The sequence below is a fragment of the Pseudomonas sp. NPDC086566 genome (assembly GCF_050280885.1).
Lineage (GTDB): Bacteria > Pseudomonadota > Gammaproteobacteria > Pseudomonadales > Pseudomonadaceae > Aquipseudomonas > Aquipseudomonas vlassakiae.
On sequence record NZ_JBNNWD010000005.1, the window covers coordinates 216,442 to 231,777 of the forward strand.

The 15,336-nt window shown below is 65.0% G+C and carries 14 protein-coding genes; 2 read left to right on the plus strand and 12 right to left on the minus strand.

The genetic code is table 11. The features are described 5' to 3' along the window. Positions 1-2: 2 nt before the first annotated feature. A complete protein-coding gene (locus tag ACQKPS_RS13425) occupies positions 3-683 on the minus strand; it encodes an HAD family hydrolase (RefSeq protein ID WP_313203198.1) in 681 nt (226 codons plus the stop codon). Continuing rightward, positions 673-1,629: a 23S rRNA pseudouridine(955/2504/2580) synthase RluC gene (gene rluC / locus ACQKPS_RS13430; RefSeq protein WP_103449704.1), complete on the minus strand. Its 957-nt coding sequence runs from the start codon at positions 1,627-1,629 to the stop codon at positions 673-675. The genes ACQKPS_RS13425 and rluC overlap by 11 nt, the downstream gene beginning before the upstream one ends. An 801-nt stretch (positions 1,630-2,430) precedes the next feature. Between rluC and rne the strand changes: the two genes are divergently transcribed. Further along, positions 2,431-5,676, plus strand: a complete 3,246-nt coding sequence (gene rne / locus ACQKPS_RS13435; protein ID WP_427604417.1) for a ribonuclease E — start codon at positions 2,431-2,433, stop codon at positions 5,674-5,676. Between the two features lie 186 nt (positions 5,677-5,862). On the opposite strand, the gene murB is transcribed toward rne, so the two are convergent. From murB to ACQKPS_RS13475, 8 genes are all read right to left on the minus strand, one after another. Next, on the minus strand, positions 5,863-6,882 hold the full coding sequence (gene murB / locus ACQKPS_RS13440) for a UDP-N-acetylmuramate dehydrogenase (RefSeq protein WP_427604419.1): 1,020 nt from the start codon (positions 6,880-6,882) through the stop codon (positions 5,863-5,865). Then, positions 6,879-7,343 (minus strand): low molecular weight protein-tyrosine-phosphatase, encoded by a 465-nt coding sequence (locus ACQKPS_RS13445; protein WP_427604421.1) that lies wholly within the window; start codon positions 7,341-7,343, stop codon positions 6,879-6,881. Before ACQKPS_RS13445 ends, murB begins: the two co-directional genes overlap by 4 nt. Then, entirely contained in the window at positions 7,343-8,107 is a 765-nt protein-coding gene (kdsB, locus tag ACQKPS_RS13450; RefSeq protein WP_313203193.1) for a 3-deoxy-manno-octulosonate cytidylyltransferase, read from the minus strand. Before kdsB ends, ACQKPS_RS13445 begins: the two co-directional genes overlap by 1 nt. Continuing rightward, on the minus strand, positions 8,104-8,289 hold the full coding sequence (locus tag ACQKPS_RS13455) for a Trm112 family protein (RefSeq protein ID WP_003247142.1): 186 nt from the start codon (positions 8,287-8,289) through the stop codon (positions 8,104-8,106). Before ACQKPS_RS13455 ends, kdsB begins: the two co-directional genes overlap by 4 nt. A gap of 43 nt (positions 8,290-8,332) precedes the next feature. Then, a complete protein-coding gene (gene lpxK / locus ACQKPS_RS13460; RefSeq protein ID WP_427604424.1) occupies positions 8,333-9,334 on the minus strand; it encodes a tetraacyldisaccharide 4'-kinase in 1,002 nt (333 codons plus the stop codon). After that, complete coding sequence (locus ACQKPS_RS13465) at positions 9,334-9,768, minus strand: ExbD/TolR family protein (protein WP_085675533.1); 435 nt, start codon at positions 9,766-9,768, stop codon at positions 9,334-9,336. The genes lpxK and ACQKPS_RS13465 overlap by 1 nt, the downstream gene beginning before the upstream one ends. Next, the gene (locus ACQKPS_RS13470; protein ID WP_016391244.1) at positions 9,765-10,400 is read right to left on the minus strand and encodes a MotA/TolQ/ExbB proton channel family protein; all 636 of its coding nucleotides are present in this window, start codon (positions 10,398-10,400) and stop codon (positions 9,765-9,767) included. Before ACQKPS_RS13470 ends, ACQKPS_RS13465 begins: the two co-directional genes overlap by 4 nt. A gap of 220 nt (positions 10,401-10,620) precedes the next feature. Further along, the gene (locus tag ACQKPS_RS13475; protein ID WP_427604426.1) at positions 10,621-12,837 is read right to left on the minus strand and encodes a DNA internalization-related competence protein ComEC/Rec2; all 2,217 of its coding nucleotides are present in this window, start codon (positions 12,835-12,837) and stop codon (positions 10,621-10,623) included. Between the two features lie 142 nt (positions 12,838-12,979). On the opposite strand from ACQKPS_RS13475, the gene ACQKPS_RS13480 reads away from it, so the two are divergent. Then, on the plus strand, positions 12,980-13,606 hold the full coding sequence (locus tag ACQKPS_RS13480; RefSeq protein WP_427604428.1) for a DUF2062 domain-containing protein: 627 nt from the start codon (positions 12,980-12,982) through the stop codon (positions 13,604-13,606). Here the strand turns inward: ACQKPS_RS13480 and ACQKPS_RS13485 are convergent. Beyond that, a complete protein-coding gene (locus tag ACQKPS_RS13485) occupies positions 13,490-14,269 on the minus strand; it encodes an ABC transporter permease (RefSeq protein ID WP_176507639.1) in 780 nt (259 codons plus the stop codon). The two genes, ACQKPS_RS13480 and ACQKPS_RS13485, sit on opposite strands and share 117 nt — an antisense overlap. Further along, on the minus strand, positions 14,266-15,198 hold the full coding sequence (locus tag ACQKPS_RS13490) for an ABC transporter ATP-binding protein (RefSeq protein WP_254480915.1): 933 nt from the start codon (positions 15,196-15,198) through the stop codon (positions 14,266-14,268). The genes ACQKPS_RS13485 and ACQKPS_RS13490 overlap by 4 nt, the downstream gene beginning before the upstream one ends. Positions 15,199-15,336 lie beyond the last annotated feature (138 nt).

The following is a 15,336-nucleotide window of genomic DNA, read 5'->3' on the forward strand; positions in this document are numbered from 1 at the left end:
GCTCACCTACCTTGGAATTGGACTTGCCTGGAACCAGCCAGCCACTCGCGCAGCTGGGAAAAATGATCAATGCAGACTTGCGGACCGAACTCGGCCAGCGCTTGCAACGACATCGCACCGTAGCCCACCGCCACCGAATGCATGCCGGCATTGCTGGCCATTTGCAAGTCGAATGCCGAATCTCCGACCATCAGCGCCCGACCAGGTTCGACGCCGCAATGCCCGAGGATTTCTTCAAGCATGAGCGGGTGAGGCTTGCCACGGGTTTCGTCGGCGGCACGGGTGACGTCGAAGAACTGCTCCCAACCATTGGCCTTGAGCACCCGATCCAGGCCGCGGCGCGCCTTGCCGGTCGCGACTGCCAGGCGATAGCCCTCGGCACGGAAGGCATCCAGCGATTCGACCACACCTTCGAACAGCGGCGAAGGTTGTTGATCCAGGGCCATATAAATGTCGGCGTAGTGCTGACGGAAGGTTTCGACCTGCTGCGGCTCGAGGTGTGGATACAGCGTCGAGATCGCCTCCCCCAGCGCCAGGCCGATGATGCCCTTGACCGCACCCTCAGGGCTTGGCGCCTCGCCGGCACGCTCGGCAGCGGCATTCATCGCCTCGACGATGCGGCCGATGGAGTCGGCCAGGGTGCCGTCCCAGTCGAAGATCAACAACTCATAGTCACGACGCACTCAAACGCTCCACGGTCTTCGCCCAGACTTCATCCACAGGTGCTTCGAGTTTCAGCTCGCCGCCATCGGGCAGCGGCACGGTCAATGCGTAGGCATGCAGGAACAGGCGCTTGCCACCCAGCTCGCGGATCTCGCGGCTGAAATCCTCGTCGCCATACTTGCTGTCACCGGCGATCATGTGCCCGGCATGCAGGGTATGCACGCGGATCTGGTGGGTGCGACCGGTGATCGGGCGCGCCTCGACAATGGTGGCGAACTCGCCGAACCGGCGCAGCACGCGGAACAGCGTCAGCGCCTCCTTGCCCTCGTCGTTGACTTCGACCATGCGCTCACCGGAGCGCAGGTTGCTCTTGAGCAGCGGCGCATTGACCTGCTTTTTCGAGGTTGGCCAGTGACCGCGCACCAGCGCCATGTAGCGCTTGTCCACGCCATCCCCCCGCAAGGCAGCATGCAGGTGGCGCAGCATGCTGCGCTTCTTGGCAATCATCAGCAGGCCAGAGGTGTCGCGGTCCAGGCGGTGCACCAGCTCCAGCTCCTTGGCGTCCGGGCGCAGCTGGCGCAGCGCCTCGATCACGCCGAAGCTCAGGCCGCTGCCACCGTGCACGGCGATGCCGGCTGGCTTGTTCATCACGATCAGCGCCTTGTCTTCGTAGACGATGGCGGCTTCCAGGCGCTGCAGCAGGCCCTGGGCCACCGGCGCCGGCTCGTCACGCTCGGGCAAGCGGACGGGCGGCACGCGCACGATGTCGCCGGCCTGGATCTTGTACTCTGGCTTGACCCGCCCCTTGTTGACGCGCACCTCACCCTTGCGCAGGATGCGGTAGACCAAGGTCTTGGGCACGCCCTTGAGCGCCGTGATAAGGAAATTGTCGATGCGTTGGCCGGCAAGTTCCGGCGCGACTTCGATCAGCTGAACGCCGGAAGTCGGAGGGGTATTGGTCGTCATGGAGGGGATCATAACAATTATTTATGGAATTGAAGCACTTAATCATTACTGCTATAGTCGCGAACGCCGCCAAAAGCGGCAGGCCAGTGAAACCAGGCCCTGGGCCGGTTCCTGACCTAAGCAGTTCTCCAGGACGCGAGGCCGTCCTACGGGGTTTTCGCCAGTTTACCGAATTGCCTGGAATCGCCACCAGCGCTGTGTAGAGAAGACCGAAAAAAAACGACAAGTGTGGTTTTTCACCTGCTTCCCGATTCTTTTCGCTGCACCTCTGCCCGCCCCCGTCGCTTCCACGCAACGCAAGGCGAATGCTTCGGAAATACCTGCCTTGGACATGTAATGGCGTCAGCTTCCCGTTCGAAGCTGGCGAAAAATGCAACCCGTTGCGGATTCAGCGCGCGGCAGCACCCGAATTATCAGGGATACGTGCAGGGTGGAGATGCACAGCCCTCGGACCGTGTAGCACCGCGTCCGGCCACCGGCCCACTGAACGGCCGGCGAGCGGATAAGGTCCTGAACAGATGCCTCCGGGCGTCCACGGCTGACGGTTGATTCCTCCTCCTGACTGAGTGCACGAGGCCCGCTTGGTTGATTCGGATACCCATTCGAAGCCACCGGGGCCTGGTAGGCACCGCAGCAAACAGGACGCGTCGTCGCGACAACGGCAGGCTGGGCAACCGGCTGGTGCCGAACGTTGCTCGACACGGGGGTGGCCCGGCCACCCTTTGCGCACCTTGGCACCGACCATGAGAAGTCGTGTGTGCCGCACGCCGTTTCCGGCAGCCCGGAAACCGACGGTACAACATGAAAAGAATGCTGATTAACGCAACTCAACCTGAAGAGTTGCGTGTAGCCCTGGTGGACGGCCAACGTCTCTACGACCTGGACATCGAGTCCGGCGCGCGCGAGCAGAAAAAGGCCAACATCTACAAAGGCAAGATCACCCGGATCGAGCCCAGCCTCGAAGCCGCCTTCGTCGACTTCGGCTCCGAACGTCACGGCTTCCTGCCGCTGAAGGAAATCTCCCGCGAGTACTTCAAGAAGGCCCCTGAAGGCCGGGTCAACATCAAGGAAGTCCTGAGCGAAGGCCAGGAAGTCATCGTCCAGGTCGAGAAGGAAGAGCGCGGCAACAAAGGCGCCGCCCTGACCACCTTCATCAGCCTGGCTGGCCGCTACCTGGTGCTGATGCCCAACAACCCGCGTGCCGGTGGCATCTCGCGCCGCATCGAAGGCGAAGAGCGCAACGAACTGCGTGAAGCCCTGAACGGCCTGACCGTACCAGGCGACATGGGCCTGATCGTGCGCACTGCCGGCCTTGGCCGCAGCAGCGAAGAAATGCAGTGGGACCTCGACTACCTGCTGCAGCTGTGGACCGCCATCAAGGAAGCGTCCCAGGACCGCGCCGCCCCTTTCCTGATCTACCAGGAAAGCAACGTCATCATCCGCGCCATCCGCGATTACCTGCGCCAGGACATCGGCGAAGTGCTGATCGACAGCATCGATGCCCAGGAAGAAGCCCTGACGTTCATCCGCCAGGTGATGCCGCAGTACGCCAGCAAGGTCAAGCTCTACGAAGACAGCGTGCCGCTGTTCAACCGCTTCCAGATCGAAAGCCAGATCGAGACCGCCTTCCAGCGCGTCGTCGACCTGCCGTCCGGCGGCTCGATCGTGATCGACCCGACCGAAGCCCTGGTGTCCATCGACATCAACTCGGCACGTGCCACCAAGGGCAGCGACATCGAGGAAACCGCCCTGCAGACCAACCTGGAAGCGGCCGAGGAAATCGCCCGCCAGCTGCGCCTGCGTGACATCGGCGGCCTGATCGTCATCGACTTCATCGACATGACCCCGGCGAAGAACCAGCGCGCCGTAGAAGAGCGTGTACGCGAATGCCTGGAAGCCGACCGTGCCCGCGTGCAGGTTGGCCGCATCTCGCGCTTCGGCCTGCTGGAAATGTCCCGTCAGCGCCTGCGCCCATCGCTCGGCGAAAGCAGCGGCATCGTCTGCCCACGCTGCTCCGGCACCGGCATCATCCGTGACGTCGAGTCGCTGTCGCTGGCCATCCTGCGCCTGATCGAAGAAGAAGCCCTGAAAGACCGCACGGCCGAAGTGCGCGCCCAGGTGCCGATCCCGGTAGCAGCCTTCCTGCTCAACGAGAAGCGCAACTCGATCACCAAGATTGAACTGCGCACCCGCGCCCGCATCATCATCCTGCCGAACGACCACCTGGAAACCCCGCACTTCGAAGTCCAGCGCCTGCGCGACGACAACCCGGAAGTGCTGAACAACCAGTCCAGCTACGAAATCGCCGCCTCCGAAGCCGAAGAAGCGCCGCAGCCGACCGCCACCCGCACCCTGGTTCGCCAGGAAGCTGCGGTGAAGACCGCCCCGGCCCGCGCCAACGCCCCGGTACCGAGCGCCGCCGAAGAGCAACCTCAGGCGGCCGCACCGGCAGCCCGTGCGCCGAGCGCACCTGAGCCAAGCCTGTTCAAAGGCCTGGTGAAGTCGCTGGTCAGCCTGTTCGCCGGCAAGCAAGAGCCTGCCGCCGCTCCGGTCGTCGCTGCCGCTGAAAAGCCGGCCGCCGAGCGCAGCCAACGCAACGAAGAGCGCCGCAACGGTCGCCAGCAGAGCCGCAACCGCAACGGTCGTCGCGATGAAGAGCGCAAGCCGCGTGAAGAGCGTGCCGAGCGCGCCCCACGTGAAGAGCGTCAACCGCGCGAAGAACGTGCTCCGCGTGAAGAACGCGCACCTCGCGAAGAGCGCGCTCCGCGTGAAGAACGTGCACCTCGCGAAGAGCGCGCCCCACGCCCGCCACGTGAAGACCGTCGTGGCAACCGCGGTGAAGAACGCGTACGCGAACTGCGCGAGCCGCTGGACGCCGCACCCGCCGAACGTGAAGAGCGTCAGCCGCGTGAAGAACGTGTAGCCCGCGAGGAGCGTGCCCCACGTGAAGAACGCGCACCGCGTGAAGAGCGTGCCCCTCGCGAAGAGCGTGCCCCGCGTGAAGAGCGTGCCCCTCGCGAAGAGCGTGCACCGCGTGAAGAGCGCGCCCCGCGTGAAGAGCGCCAGCCTCGCCCACCGCGCGAAGAGCGCCAGCCTCGCCCGGCCGAACAAGCCGCAGAGCAGGCTGCCGAGCTCGCCGAGGAGCAACTGCCGAACGAAGAGCTGCTGCAGGATGAGCAGGAAGGTACCGATGATGAGCGTCCGCGTCGTCGCTCCCGTGGCCAGCGTCGCCGCAGCAACCGTCGTGAGCGTCAGCGCAATGCCAATGGCGAACTGATCGAAGGCAGCGAAGAAGAAGGCAGTGAAGAACAGCCGCAACAGCACCAGGCCACTGCGCTTGGCGCCGATCTGGCTGCCGGCCTGGCCGTCACCGCCGCTGTCGCCAGCAGCCACATCAGCGCCACTGCAGAGGCTGAAGCCAACCAGCAGGCCGAACGCGCCAGCGCCGAAGCTGTGACCACTGAAAACCGCGAAGTCGCCCAGCCGACCGAGCAGGCTGAAGGGGTTGCCCAGGCCGAGGAAGCTGTCATCGCCCCAGTGGTCGAGCAGCCCGTCAGCGGCCCCGTCGCCGTGGTCGAAGCCGGCGTCGAGCCAGTGGTCGAAGTCGCACCACAGCCGGTGGTTGAGGAAGCCCCTGCCGCTGCCGAGCCAGTGATTGTTGCTGAAGCACCGGTCGAAGCGCCTGTAGCTGAAGAAGCGCCAGTTGCCGAAGCCGCAGTCGTCGAGGCCGGTGAAGCCGAGAAGGCCCAGGTCGTGGTCGAGCAAGCCCCCGTTGTCGAGCAGCCAGCGCCTGTCGCCGATGCCCAGCCAGAAGTGGCTGCAGAACCTGCGCCGGCAGTCGTCGAAGCCGCACCGGTAGTTGTCGAGCCAGCCCCTGTGGAACAAGCGCCGGCCGCCACCGTAATGCTGCCAAACGGCCGCGCCCCGAACGACCCACGTGAAGTGCGTCGCCGCAAGCGTGAGGCCGAGGCTGCTGCCAAGGCCGCCCAGGAAGCTGCCCAGGGCGTGCTGGAAACCGCCGATGAGCACAAGCCTCATCACGGTTGATAGCCGACGCTGAATGAAAAAGCCCCGCCAGTGCAAACTGGCGGGGCTTTTTCTTGGCTATCTGTTTGTCAGCACCGGCCTCTTCGCGGGGCAAGCCCGCTCCCACAGGTATTGCGATAGCGCAGGCTCACGGGGCACATGTGGGAGCGGGCTTGCCCCGCGAAGCGGCCAGTACAGCCACAGCAATCAGTAGAGGTTGGGCTCCATCTCCAGCGCCACCCCGAAGCGCTCCAGGATGTCCGCCTGAATCCGCTGCGCCAGCGCATGCACTTGCGCCCCGCTCGCCTGGCCATAATTGACCAGCACCAGCGACTGCAACCGATGCACCCCGGCATCTCCCTCGCGATAACCTTTCCAGCCCGCTTGCTCGATCAACCAGCCCGCAGCCAGTTTCACCTGGCCGTCAGCCTGGGGATAAGCGACCACACCCGGATACTGGGCACGGATGCGCTCCACCTGCTCAGCCGACACGACCGGGTTCTTGAAGAAGCTCCCGGCATTACCCAGCTCGGCGGGGTCCGGCAATTTCTCGCGACGAATGCTGCAAATTGCGTCACTGATCGCCTGCGCGGTCGGTTGTTCGACGCCCTGCTCCGCCAGGCGCTGGCGCACCGGGCCGTAGTCCAGATGAGCCTGCAGCTCATGACTGAGGGCAAAGCGTACTCGCAGAATCAACCAACGCCCCGGGTTGCGCTTGAACACGCTGTCGCGGTAACCGAAAGCACAATCCTCCAGGCTGAAATCGCGCAGCTCGCCGGTTTCCCGGTCCAGCGCAGTCAGGCCGGCGAACACATCCTTGATCTCGACCCCGTAGGCGCCGACATTCTGCATCGGCGCAGCCCCCACGGTGCCGGGGATCAGGCTGAGGTTTTCCAGGCCGCAGTAGCCTTGCGCCAACGACCATTGCACGAATGGGTGCCAGGGCTCACCCGCTTGCGCTTCGACCACCACACGGTCGCCATCGTCGCTCATGACCCGTCGACCACGGCTGGCCATGTGCAACACCACTGCGTCGATATCGCGGGTCAGCAGCAGGTTGCTGCCCCCCCCGATCACGTGCACCGCCAGCTCGCGCTGGCGCGCCTGAGCCAGCGCCTCGCGCACGTCTTCATCGCTGTGCGCCTGGGTGAAATAACGGGCTTTCACATCGATGCCGAAGGTGTTGAAGGGCTTCAGCGAAACCTGTTCCTGCCAAACCGCTGTCATAGCCGCCCCTTGATTTCCACGACCAGCTCGCGGCACGCCGCCTCGATCAGGTCGAGCACCTGCTCGAAGCCCTCGGCACCGCCATAGTAAGGGTCCGGCACCTCGTCCAGCGCCGCGCCATAGCGGCGAAGGAACAGGTCGAGTTCACCAGCGGCGTCGTGTGGGCGCAGCGCGCGCAAGTGGCCAAGGTTGCTTTCATCCATGGCCAGGATCAGGTCGTACTCGGCGAAATGCGCCGGCTTGACCTGCTGGGCACGTTGCTTCGACAAATCATAACCACGCGCCAGCGCAGCCTTGCAGGTGCGGCTGTCCGGGGCCTTGCCGACATGCCAGTCGCCGGTACCGGCAGACGCCACATGCACCTGCTCAGCCAGGCCGGCCAGCTGCAACTGATGGCGCAGCACGCCTTCGGCGGTGGGCGAGCGGCAGATATTGCCGAGGCAGACGAACAGGATGCGCATCAGGCCTCCAGCAAGCGCCGTACGCGCTCGAGGTCTTCAGGGGTATCGACACCCACGGCGGGCGCTTCGATAGCGTCCTCGACGTGAATGCGCACGCCATGCCACAGCGCACGCAGCTGCTCCAGGGCCTCGGTCTGCTCGAGCCAGCACGGGCCCCAGCTGACGAAGTCCTGGAGGAAACCGACACGGTAGGCGTACATGCCGATATGGCGGCGATACGGCACGCCTTCCGGCAGCACGTTACGATCCTTGGCAAAGGCATCACGGGCCCAAGGCAGCGGCGCGCGGCTGAATGTCAGGGCCAGGCCGTTCTTGTCGCTGACCACCTTGACGGCATTGGGGTTGAATACCGTTTCCGGCTCATGGATCGGCTCGGCCAGGGTGGCGATACCCGCTTCCGGGTGGGCAGCCAGGTTGGCGGCCACCTGGTCGATGATCACGGGCGGGATCAGCGGCTCGTCACCCTGCACGTTGACCACGATGGCGTCAGCCGCAAGGCCCAGGTGCTCGGCCACCTCGGCCAGGCGGTCGGTGCCCGATTCATGGTCGGCGCGGGTCATCAACACTTCGGCGCCAAAGGCCTGGCAGGCTTCGAGGATGCTGGTGTCATCGGTGGCGATGACCACACGGCTGGCACCGCTCTTGCGCGCCTGCTCCCAGACGTGCTGCACCATCGGCTTGCCAGCAATCGGCAGCAATGGCTTGCCTGGCAGGCGCGTGGAGCGCAGCCGGGCAGGAATGACCACGGTGAAATTCACGCTCATTTGTCCAGGCGCTCGTCATCGGTCAGGGTGCGCGCCTCGCTTTCCAGCATCACCGGGATGCCGTCGCGGATCGGGTAGGCCAGGCCCGCGCCCTTGCTGATCAGCTCGGTCTTGTCGGCGCTGAGCTTGAGCGGGCCCTTGGTGATCGGGCAGGCCAGGATATCGAGCAGTTTGGTGTCCATGGTAGCGTCCTTGAGGCCGGATGGCCGGAAATTGAAGAAGGGCTCAGGGCTTGCGCAGCAAGCGCTGCAGCTTGCTGTCGAACCAGGCGCCGAAGGCCGGCGTGGGCTGTGCCTCGACAGCCAGGTACCACCAGTCATCGGCAGCGAAGGCCCGGCATTTCACCGCATCCTTCTCGGTCATGACCAGCGGCAGCGGCGGGCTGAATGCCAGGCTTTCGGCGCTGAACTGCGCATGGTCGGCAAAGGGATGCGGCACCGGTTGCCAGTTTAGCCCCAGCAGGGTATTGAAGAAACGTTGCGGGTTGCCGATGCCGGCGACCGCGTGCAGGCGCTGGCCTGCCGGGAAATGATCAAGCCCACGGCGCTCACCGCTACGCAGGTTGACCAGGGCGGACGGCTGCAGGCTGAAAGCGAAACCTTCGGCGCAGTCTGCACTGGCGCCGTTGAACAGTACGGCGTCGGCATCCTGCAGGCGCTCGGCAGGCTCGCGCAGCGGCCCGGCCGGCAGGCAGCGGCGGTTGCCCAGCCCGCGGGCGGCATCGATCAGCACCAGTTCAAGGTCACGGGCCAGGCGGTAGTGCTGCATGCCATCGTCACACAGGATCAGGTCCAGTGGCTCGCTGGCCAGCAGCGCCTGAACAGCGGCGCAGCGGTCAGGGTCGATCATCAGCGGCACGCCGGTGCGCTGGACGATCAGCAAGGGTTCGTCACCGGCCTGTTCGGCTGGCTGGCTCGCCTCTACCCGCCACGGGAAGTGTGGCGGCCTGGCACCGTAGCCACGACTGACCACACCGACCTTGAGGCCCTGGCGGCGGCAATGCTCGATCAGCCAGAGGATCATCGGCGTCTTGCCGGTACCACCCACCGTGATGTTACCCACCACGATCACCGGTACCGGCGCGCGGTAGCTGGCACTTTCACCGCTGAGAAAACGCGCACGCTTGCGCGTCACCACGCGCCGGTACAGCGCTTCGAGCGGGCGCAGCAGCGCCAGGGCCGGATGCCCGGCGTACCAAGCGGCGAGCAAGCGGTCGGCGAGCGCCATCAAGGTGTCCCCTGGGCGGCCTCGACGGTGGTCATGCGCAGGTGGCTGAAACCGAGCTTGCCGGCAGCATCCATTGCGGTGATCACGGCCTGGTGCGGGGTCTTGCCGTCGGCGCTGATGGCCAATGGCAACTTGTTGTCACCGCCGGACTCGCGCTCGATGGCCTCGGTCAGGGTCGCCAGGTCGCTCTTGGGCAGCAAGTGGTTGTTCACCGAATACACGCCATCGGCGCTGATGGTCACTTCCACCAGCTTGCCCTGGTCCGCAGGCGCCTGCTCGGCGCTGGCCGCTTCGGGCAGCTCGACGCGCAACTGCGTCTCGCGTGTGAAGGTGGTGGTGACCACGAAGAACAGCAGCAGGACGAACACCACATCGATCAGCGATGCGAGGTTGATGTCGACGTTCTCGCGCTGGCGATTGCGCCGGAACTTCACGCCTTGCCTCCGGCCACTTCCACTTCGCGGTCGCCCTGGATGACTTCGACCAGCTTGATCGCCTCCTGCTCCATGCCCACCACCAGCTCATCGATGCGGCGCAGCAGGAAGCGGTGGAAGAACACGGCTGGGATACCGACCATCAGGCCGGCTGCGGTGGTGACCAGGGCCTTGGAGATACCACCGGCCAGCACGGCGGCATTGGCGGTCATCTGCGAGCCCATGAAGGCGCTGAAAATGTCGATCATGCCCAGCACGGTGCCCAGCAGGCCGAGCAGCGGCGCCATGGCGGCGATGGTGCCGAGGGTGCTGATGTAACGCTCGAGCTCGTGGATGACGCGCGAGGCGGCTTCCTCGATGCACTCTTTCATGATCTCGCGGCCATGGCGCGAGTTGGCCAGGCCCGCCGCGAGGATTTCGCCGAGCGGCGAGTCGGCGCGCAGGGCCTTGAGCTTGTCACTGGTGAGTTGCTTGTCCTTGATCCACATCCACACCTGGCCCAGCAGGTGCGGCGGGGTAACGCGGCTGGCGCGCAGGGTCCACAGGCGCTCGACGACGATAGCCATGGCGGCGATGGAACTCAGAATGATCGGCAGCATCATCCAACCACCGGACTTGACCAATTCCCACACAGTAAACGCCCCTCTGGAAAAAGGCCGCCACTCTAACATACGAGCGCGGGGGGCTCATCTGCCGAAGGTCAGGGAAATCACCTTCAGACGGGGCCGGCCTCTTCGCGGCGGTTCGGCGCCCCGATAAACCCACACACAGTTATTGCGCTGTTCTCAGGCTGTGCGCAGCACCTGTGAGAGCGGGTTTATCGGGGCGCCGAACCGCCGCGAAGAGGCCAGATCAGCCAGCGCCCATATCGCGCCAGAAACGTCGCTGCCGGCGCACACCTTCAACTTCACCTTGCCCACCCAACACCACCCGCAAAGCCCCGTCCACCGCCGTGTCATACACCACCACCCCATGCCGCCGATAACGCTCGACCACCTGCATATGCGGGTGCCCGAAGCTGTTGTTGCGCCCCCGCGAAATCAGCACCCCGCGCGGTGCCGTGGCGCGGATGAAGGCCTCGCTTGAAGAGGTACGGCTGCCATGGTGCGGCGCCTGCAGCCAATCGATACCGGGCGCTGCGGTATCCGCCAGCCATGCCCGCTCGGCGCCGGCCTCCATGTCCCCCGCCAGCAACATCCGCTCGCCTTGTGCCTCGACCATCAGCACGCAGGAACGGTCGTTACTGCTTTGCCCGTCCGCCCAGCGCCATAGCGAAAAATGCACGCCGTCCCATATCCATTGCTCGCCACTGGCACAAGGTTGCAACTGCACGTCAGCCAGCGCTTCACCGCCAATTGCCCGCTCGACCGGCAGGCTGCGCAAGATGGCCGCAGCGCCTCCCGCATGGTCGGCATGGGCGTGGCTCACCAGCATCAGGTCCAGGCGGTCAACCCCCAGCTTGCGCAGGGTCGGCAACACCACCCGCTCACCCAGATCAGTTTCGCCCTTGGCCGGCCCGGCGTCGTAAAGCAGGGTGTGATGCTGCGTGCGCAACAGCACCGCCAAGCCTTGACCGACGTCCAGCTGCCAGACTTCAACCTGCCCATGCGGCACCGGCTCCCTCGGCACCCACAAGGCCAGCAGCATGACCCCGCCCAGCCCACGCAGTGGCACACCGCGAGGCAACAGCAACAGTAACGCCCCCAAACCCACCAGCAACCAGGCCCACACCGGCAGGGCCGGCGGTATCCAAACCGGCCGCCACCCTGCCATCAAAGCCAACAGGCGGAACAGCATATCCAGCAAGCCACCTGCGGCCCACAGCAGCCCCTCGCCAATGCCCGCCAGCGGCAACAGCAGCGTACCGAGCAATGCCAGTGGCAACACCGCCAGGCTGACCCAGGGCACCGCCAACAAGTTTGCCGCAGGCGCACTCAGGCTGACCGGCAAGCCCGTGGCCATCAATACCGGAAGCAAGCCGACGGCGATCACCCACTGGGCTCGCGTCCACGCCTGCCAGGGTCGCCAGCCGCCAAGCCGCGCCGCAAAGCTGTAGATGAGGATGGCCACCGCCGCGAACGACAGCCAGAAACCAGCGAGCAACGCCGCCAGCGGCTCGGCCAGCAACACCAGGTTCAACGCCAGCAACAACGGCAACATCGCCCCCAGCTGGCGAAAACGCAGGCGCCACAGCAACACCACTGCCAGCATCAGACAGGCACGCTGCACCGGCACACCCGCCCCGGCCAGCCAGCCGTAGCCCAGCGCCGCAGCCAGCGCCAGGCCGCACGCCCAGGGCAACCAGGGCCAACCGCGCGGCCAGATGCCCCAGCGCGCCAGGCCCGCAACCAAGGCATACAACAAGCCCGCGACCAAGCCGATGTGTTGCCCGGAAATCACCAGCAAGTGCACCGTGCCGGTAGCCTGCAAGGCTTGCCATTGCTCGCGGGCCAGGCCCGCCCCGTCGCCGAGCACCAAGGCGACCAATGCTGCTTCCTGCCCCTGGGCATCGACCTTCAGCAGGCGCTCGCGCAGTGCATCCCGCCACCCCGGTGCCACCGCGTGCACCCGCTGGCCCGCCTTGACCGTACCCGTGGCGCCGATGCGCCGGGCCAACAGCTGCGCCTCGCGATCCGGGCCATGCGGGTTCAGCAACCCGGCCGGGCGCTGCAAGGTCACCGCCACGCGCCAATGCTCGCCGGCCCGTATGGCCGGGCCTTCGAACCAGCTCAGTTGCAGGCGCCGAGGCAGCCCGGCGCGGCGCGAATGCGCCTGTGCCAGCTCGAAGCGTACGCCCTGTGCGGTACGTGTCGGCAACCCGACAACCTGGCCTTCCAACCATAGCGTGCGGCCATCCAGGCCCACTGCCAGGCGGTCGTCCAGCGCCTGCTGGGCCGACCAGCAAGCCCAGCACAGCCCCAACAGAAAGCAGCCCAGCGGCCGCAGCCTGGTAAAAAAGCAGGCCAGACCACCCAGCGACAGCAGTAGCAGCCACCCGACCGACGGCAATGCGGGCAGAAAACCCAGGCACAACAACCCGAGCGCGAGCGCAAACATCCCTGTGCGCATGAGGTAGAGCTCCAGAAGCGGAATCGCTTACTGAGGCATAGACGAAAAGCCGGCATGGCCCGCTCAACAATTGTCACAAACTCTAAACGAGGCTGAACGCGAATCGAGGCATACTGCCCGGATCAACGCTCCGGGAGCCTACATGCCGCGCCGACTTTTCAAACGCTACATGCCGGACCCGACCAGCATTCGGGAACACAAGTCCTTACGCTTTTTCGGCAAGCTGCTGCATGACCCGAACCTCTGGCACCTCAACCGCCACTCGGTGGCGCGGGCCATGGGTGTGGGCCTGTTCGCGGCATTGATCCCCATCCCCATGCAGATGCTGCTGGCCGCGGCGCTGGCGATTCCGGTGCGCGGCAACCTGCCGATCGCCGTCAGCCTGGTCTGGCTGACCAACCCGCTGACCATGCCACCGGTGTTCTTCGTCACCTACATGACCGGCGCCTGGCTGATGCAGATCCCGCCGCGCTCGCTGCCCGACGAGCTGACCTTCGAATGGATCACCGACCAGCTGGCCACGCTGTGGCAGCCATTTCTGCTGGGTTCGGTGGTGTGCGGGGTGGTGCTCGGCGTGCTCGCCTACTTCGCCACCCTGCTGTACTGGCGCTGGTGGATTGGCCGGCAGTGGCGCCGGCGCAAGCAACGGCTGTCAGGCGCGCATGCCGCGGCCGCTGACCAGCAGGCGGACGCACAGCACATAGAGCACCGCGGTGGCCACCAGCATGAAGGTGATCGCCGTGCCAATACTGATGTCCGACACCCCTAGAATGCCGTAGCGGAACGAGTTGACCATGTGCAGTACCGGGTTGGCCAGCGAGACGGTCTGCCAGAACGGCGGCAGCAGGTTGATCGAGTAGAACACCCCGCCCAGGTAGGTCAGCGGCGTCAGCACGAAGGTCGGAATGATCGAGATGTCGTCGAAGTTGCGCGCGAACACCGCGTTGACGAAGCCCAGCAACGAAAAGATGGTCGCAGTCAGCAGCACCACGATCACCGTCACGCCCAGGTGATGCACCTGCAGGTCGGTGAAGAACAGCGACAGAATGGTCACGATCACCCCGACCGCCAGCCCCCGCAGCACCCCACCCAGCACATAGCCGACCAGGATGGTGTGCGGCGACACCGGCGACACCATCAGCTCCTCGATCGAGCGCTGGAACTTGCTGCCAAAGAAGCTCGACACCACGTTGCCATACGAGTTGGTGATGACCGACATCATGATCAGGCCTGGCACGATGTACTGCATGTAGGTGAAGCCACCCATGTCGCCAATCTGCCGGCCGATCAGGTTACCGAAGATGACGAAGTACAGGACCATGGTGATCGCCGGCGGCAGCAACGTCTGCGGCCAGATACGCAGGAATCGCCGCACTTCGCGGTAGACGATGGTCTGCAGGGCGACCCAGTTGGTGCGCAGTTCCACACTCATACGGCCACCTTCGACAGGTTTTTTTCCACCAGGGACACGAACAGCTCCTCGAGTCGGTTGGTCTTGTTGCGCAGGCTCTGCACTTCGATGTTCTGCAGCGCCAGCTGGCCGAACAGCGCGGTGATGCCGCTGTCTTTTTCCACCTGCACCTCCAGGGTGTGCGGAGTCAGCAGCCGGCACGGGTAGCCCTGCAGCACAGGGGCCGTGGCCAGGTCCTGCTTGAGGTCGAGGACGAAGGTCTCGACATGCAGCTTGCCCAGCAACTGGCGCATGCTGGTGTTCTCGACGATGGTGCCGTGGTCGATGATGCCGATGTTACGGCACAGCTGCTCGGCCTCTTCCAGGTAATGGGTGGTAAGGATGATGGTGATGCCCTTCTGGTTGAGCTCGGTGAGGAAGCTCCACATCGAACGGCGCAACTCGATGTCCACGCCAGCGGTGGGCTCGTCGAGAATCAGCAGGCGCGGCTCGTGGATCAGCGCACGGGCGATCATCAGCCGGCGCTTCATGCCGCCGGACAGGGAGCGCGAAGGCACGTCACGCTTGTCCCACAGGCCCAGCTGGGTCAGGTACTGCTCGGCGCGCTCCTTGGCCACCTTGGCCGGGATGCCGTAGTAACCCGCCTGGGTCACGACGATGTCGAAGCACTTCTCGAACTGGTTGAAGTTGAACTCCTGCGGCACCACGCCCAGGCAGCGCTTGAGCGCCGAAGGCTCACGGTCGAGGTCGTGGCCGAACACGTTGACCGTGCCGCTGGTCTTGTTGACCAGGGTCGAGAGGATGCCGATGGTGGTGGACTTGCCGGCACCATTGGGGCCGAGCAAGGCGAAGAAGTCGCCTTCGGCGACATCGAGGTCGATGCCCTTGAGGGCCTGGAAGCCGTTGCCGTAGGTCTTGGTCAGCTGTCGGATGGACAGGGCGGAACTCATAGCGGGTCACTTACCGAAGAATTAGGTTCAGGACACGCCAGGGCAGGTCACTGGCGCAGTGAGTGCGGCCATGGTGCAAGGCCCGGCCGCACATGTACAGTCATGTGTATTGATAGTGACTATCGAAACAGCCGTGGT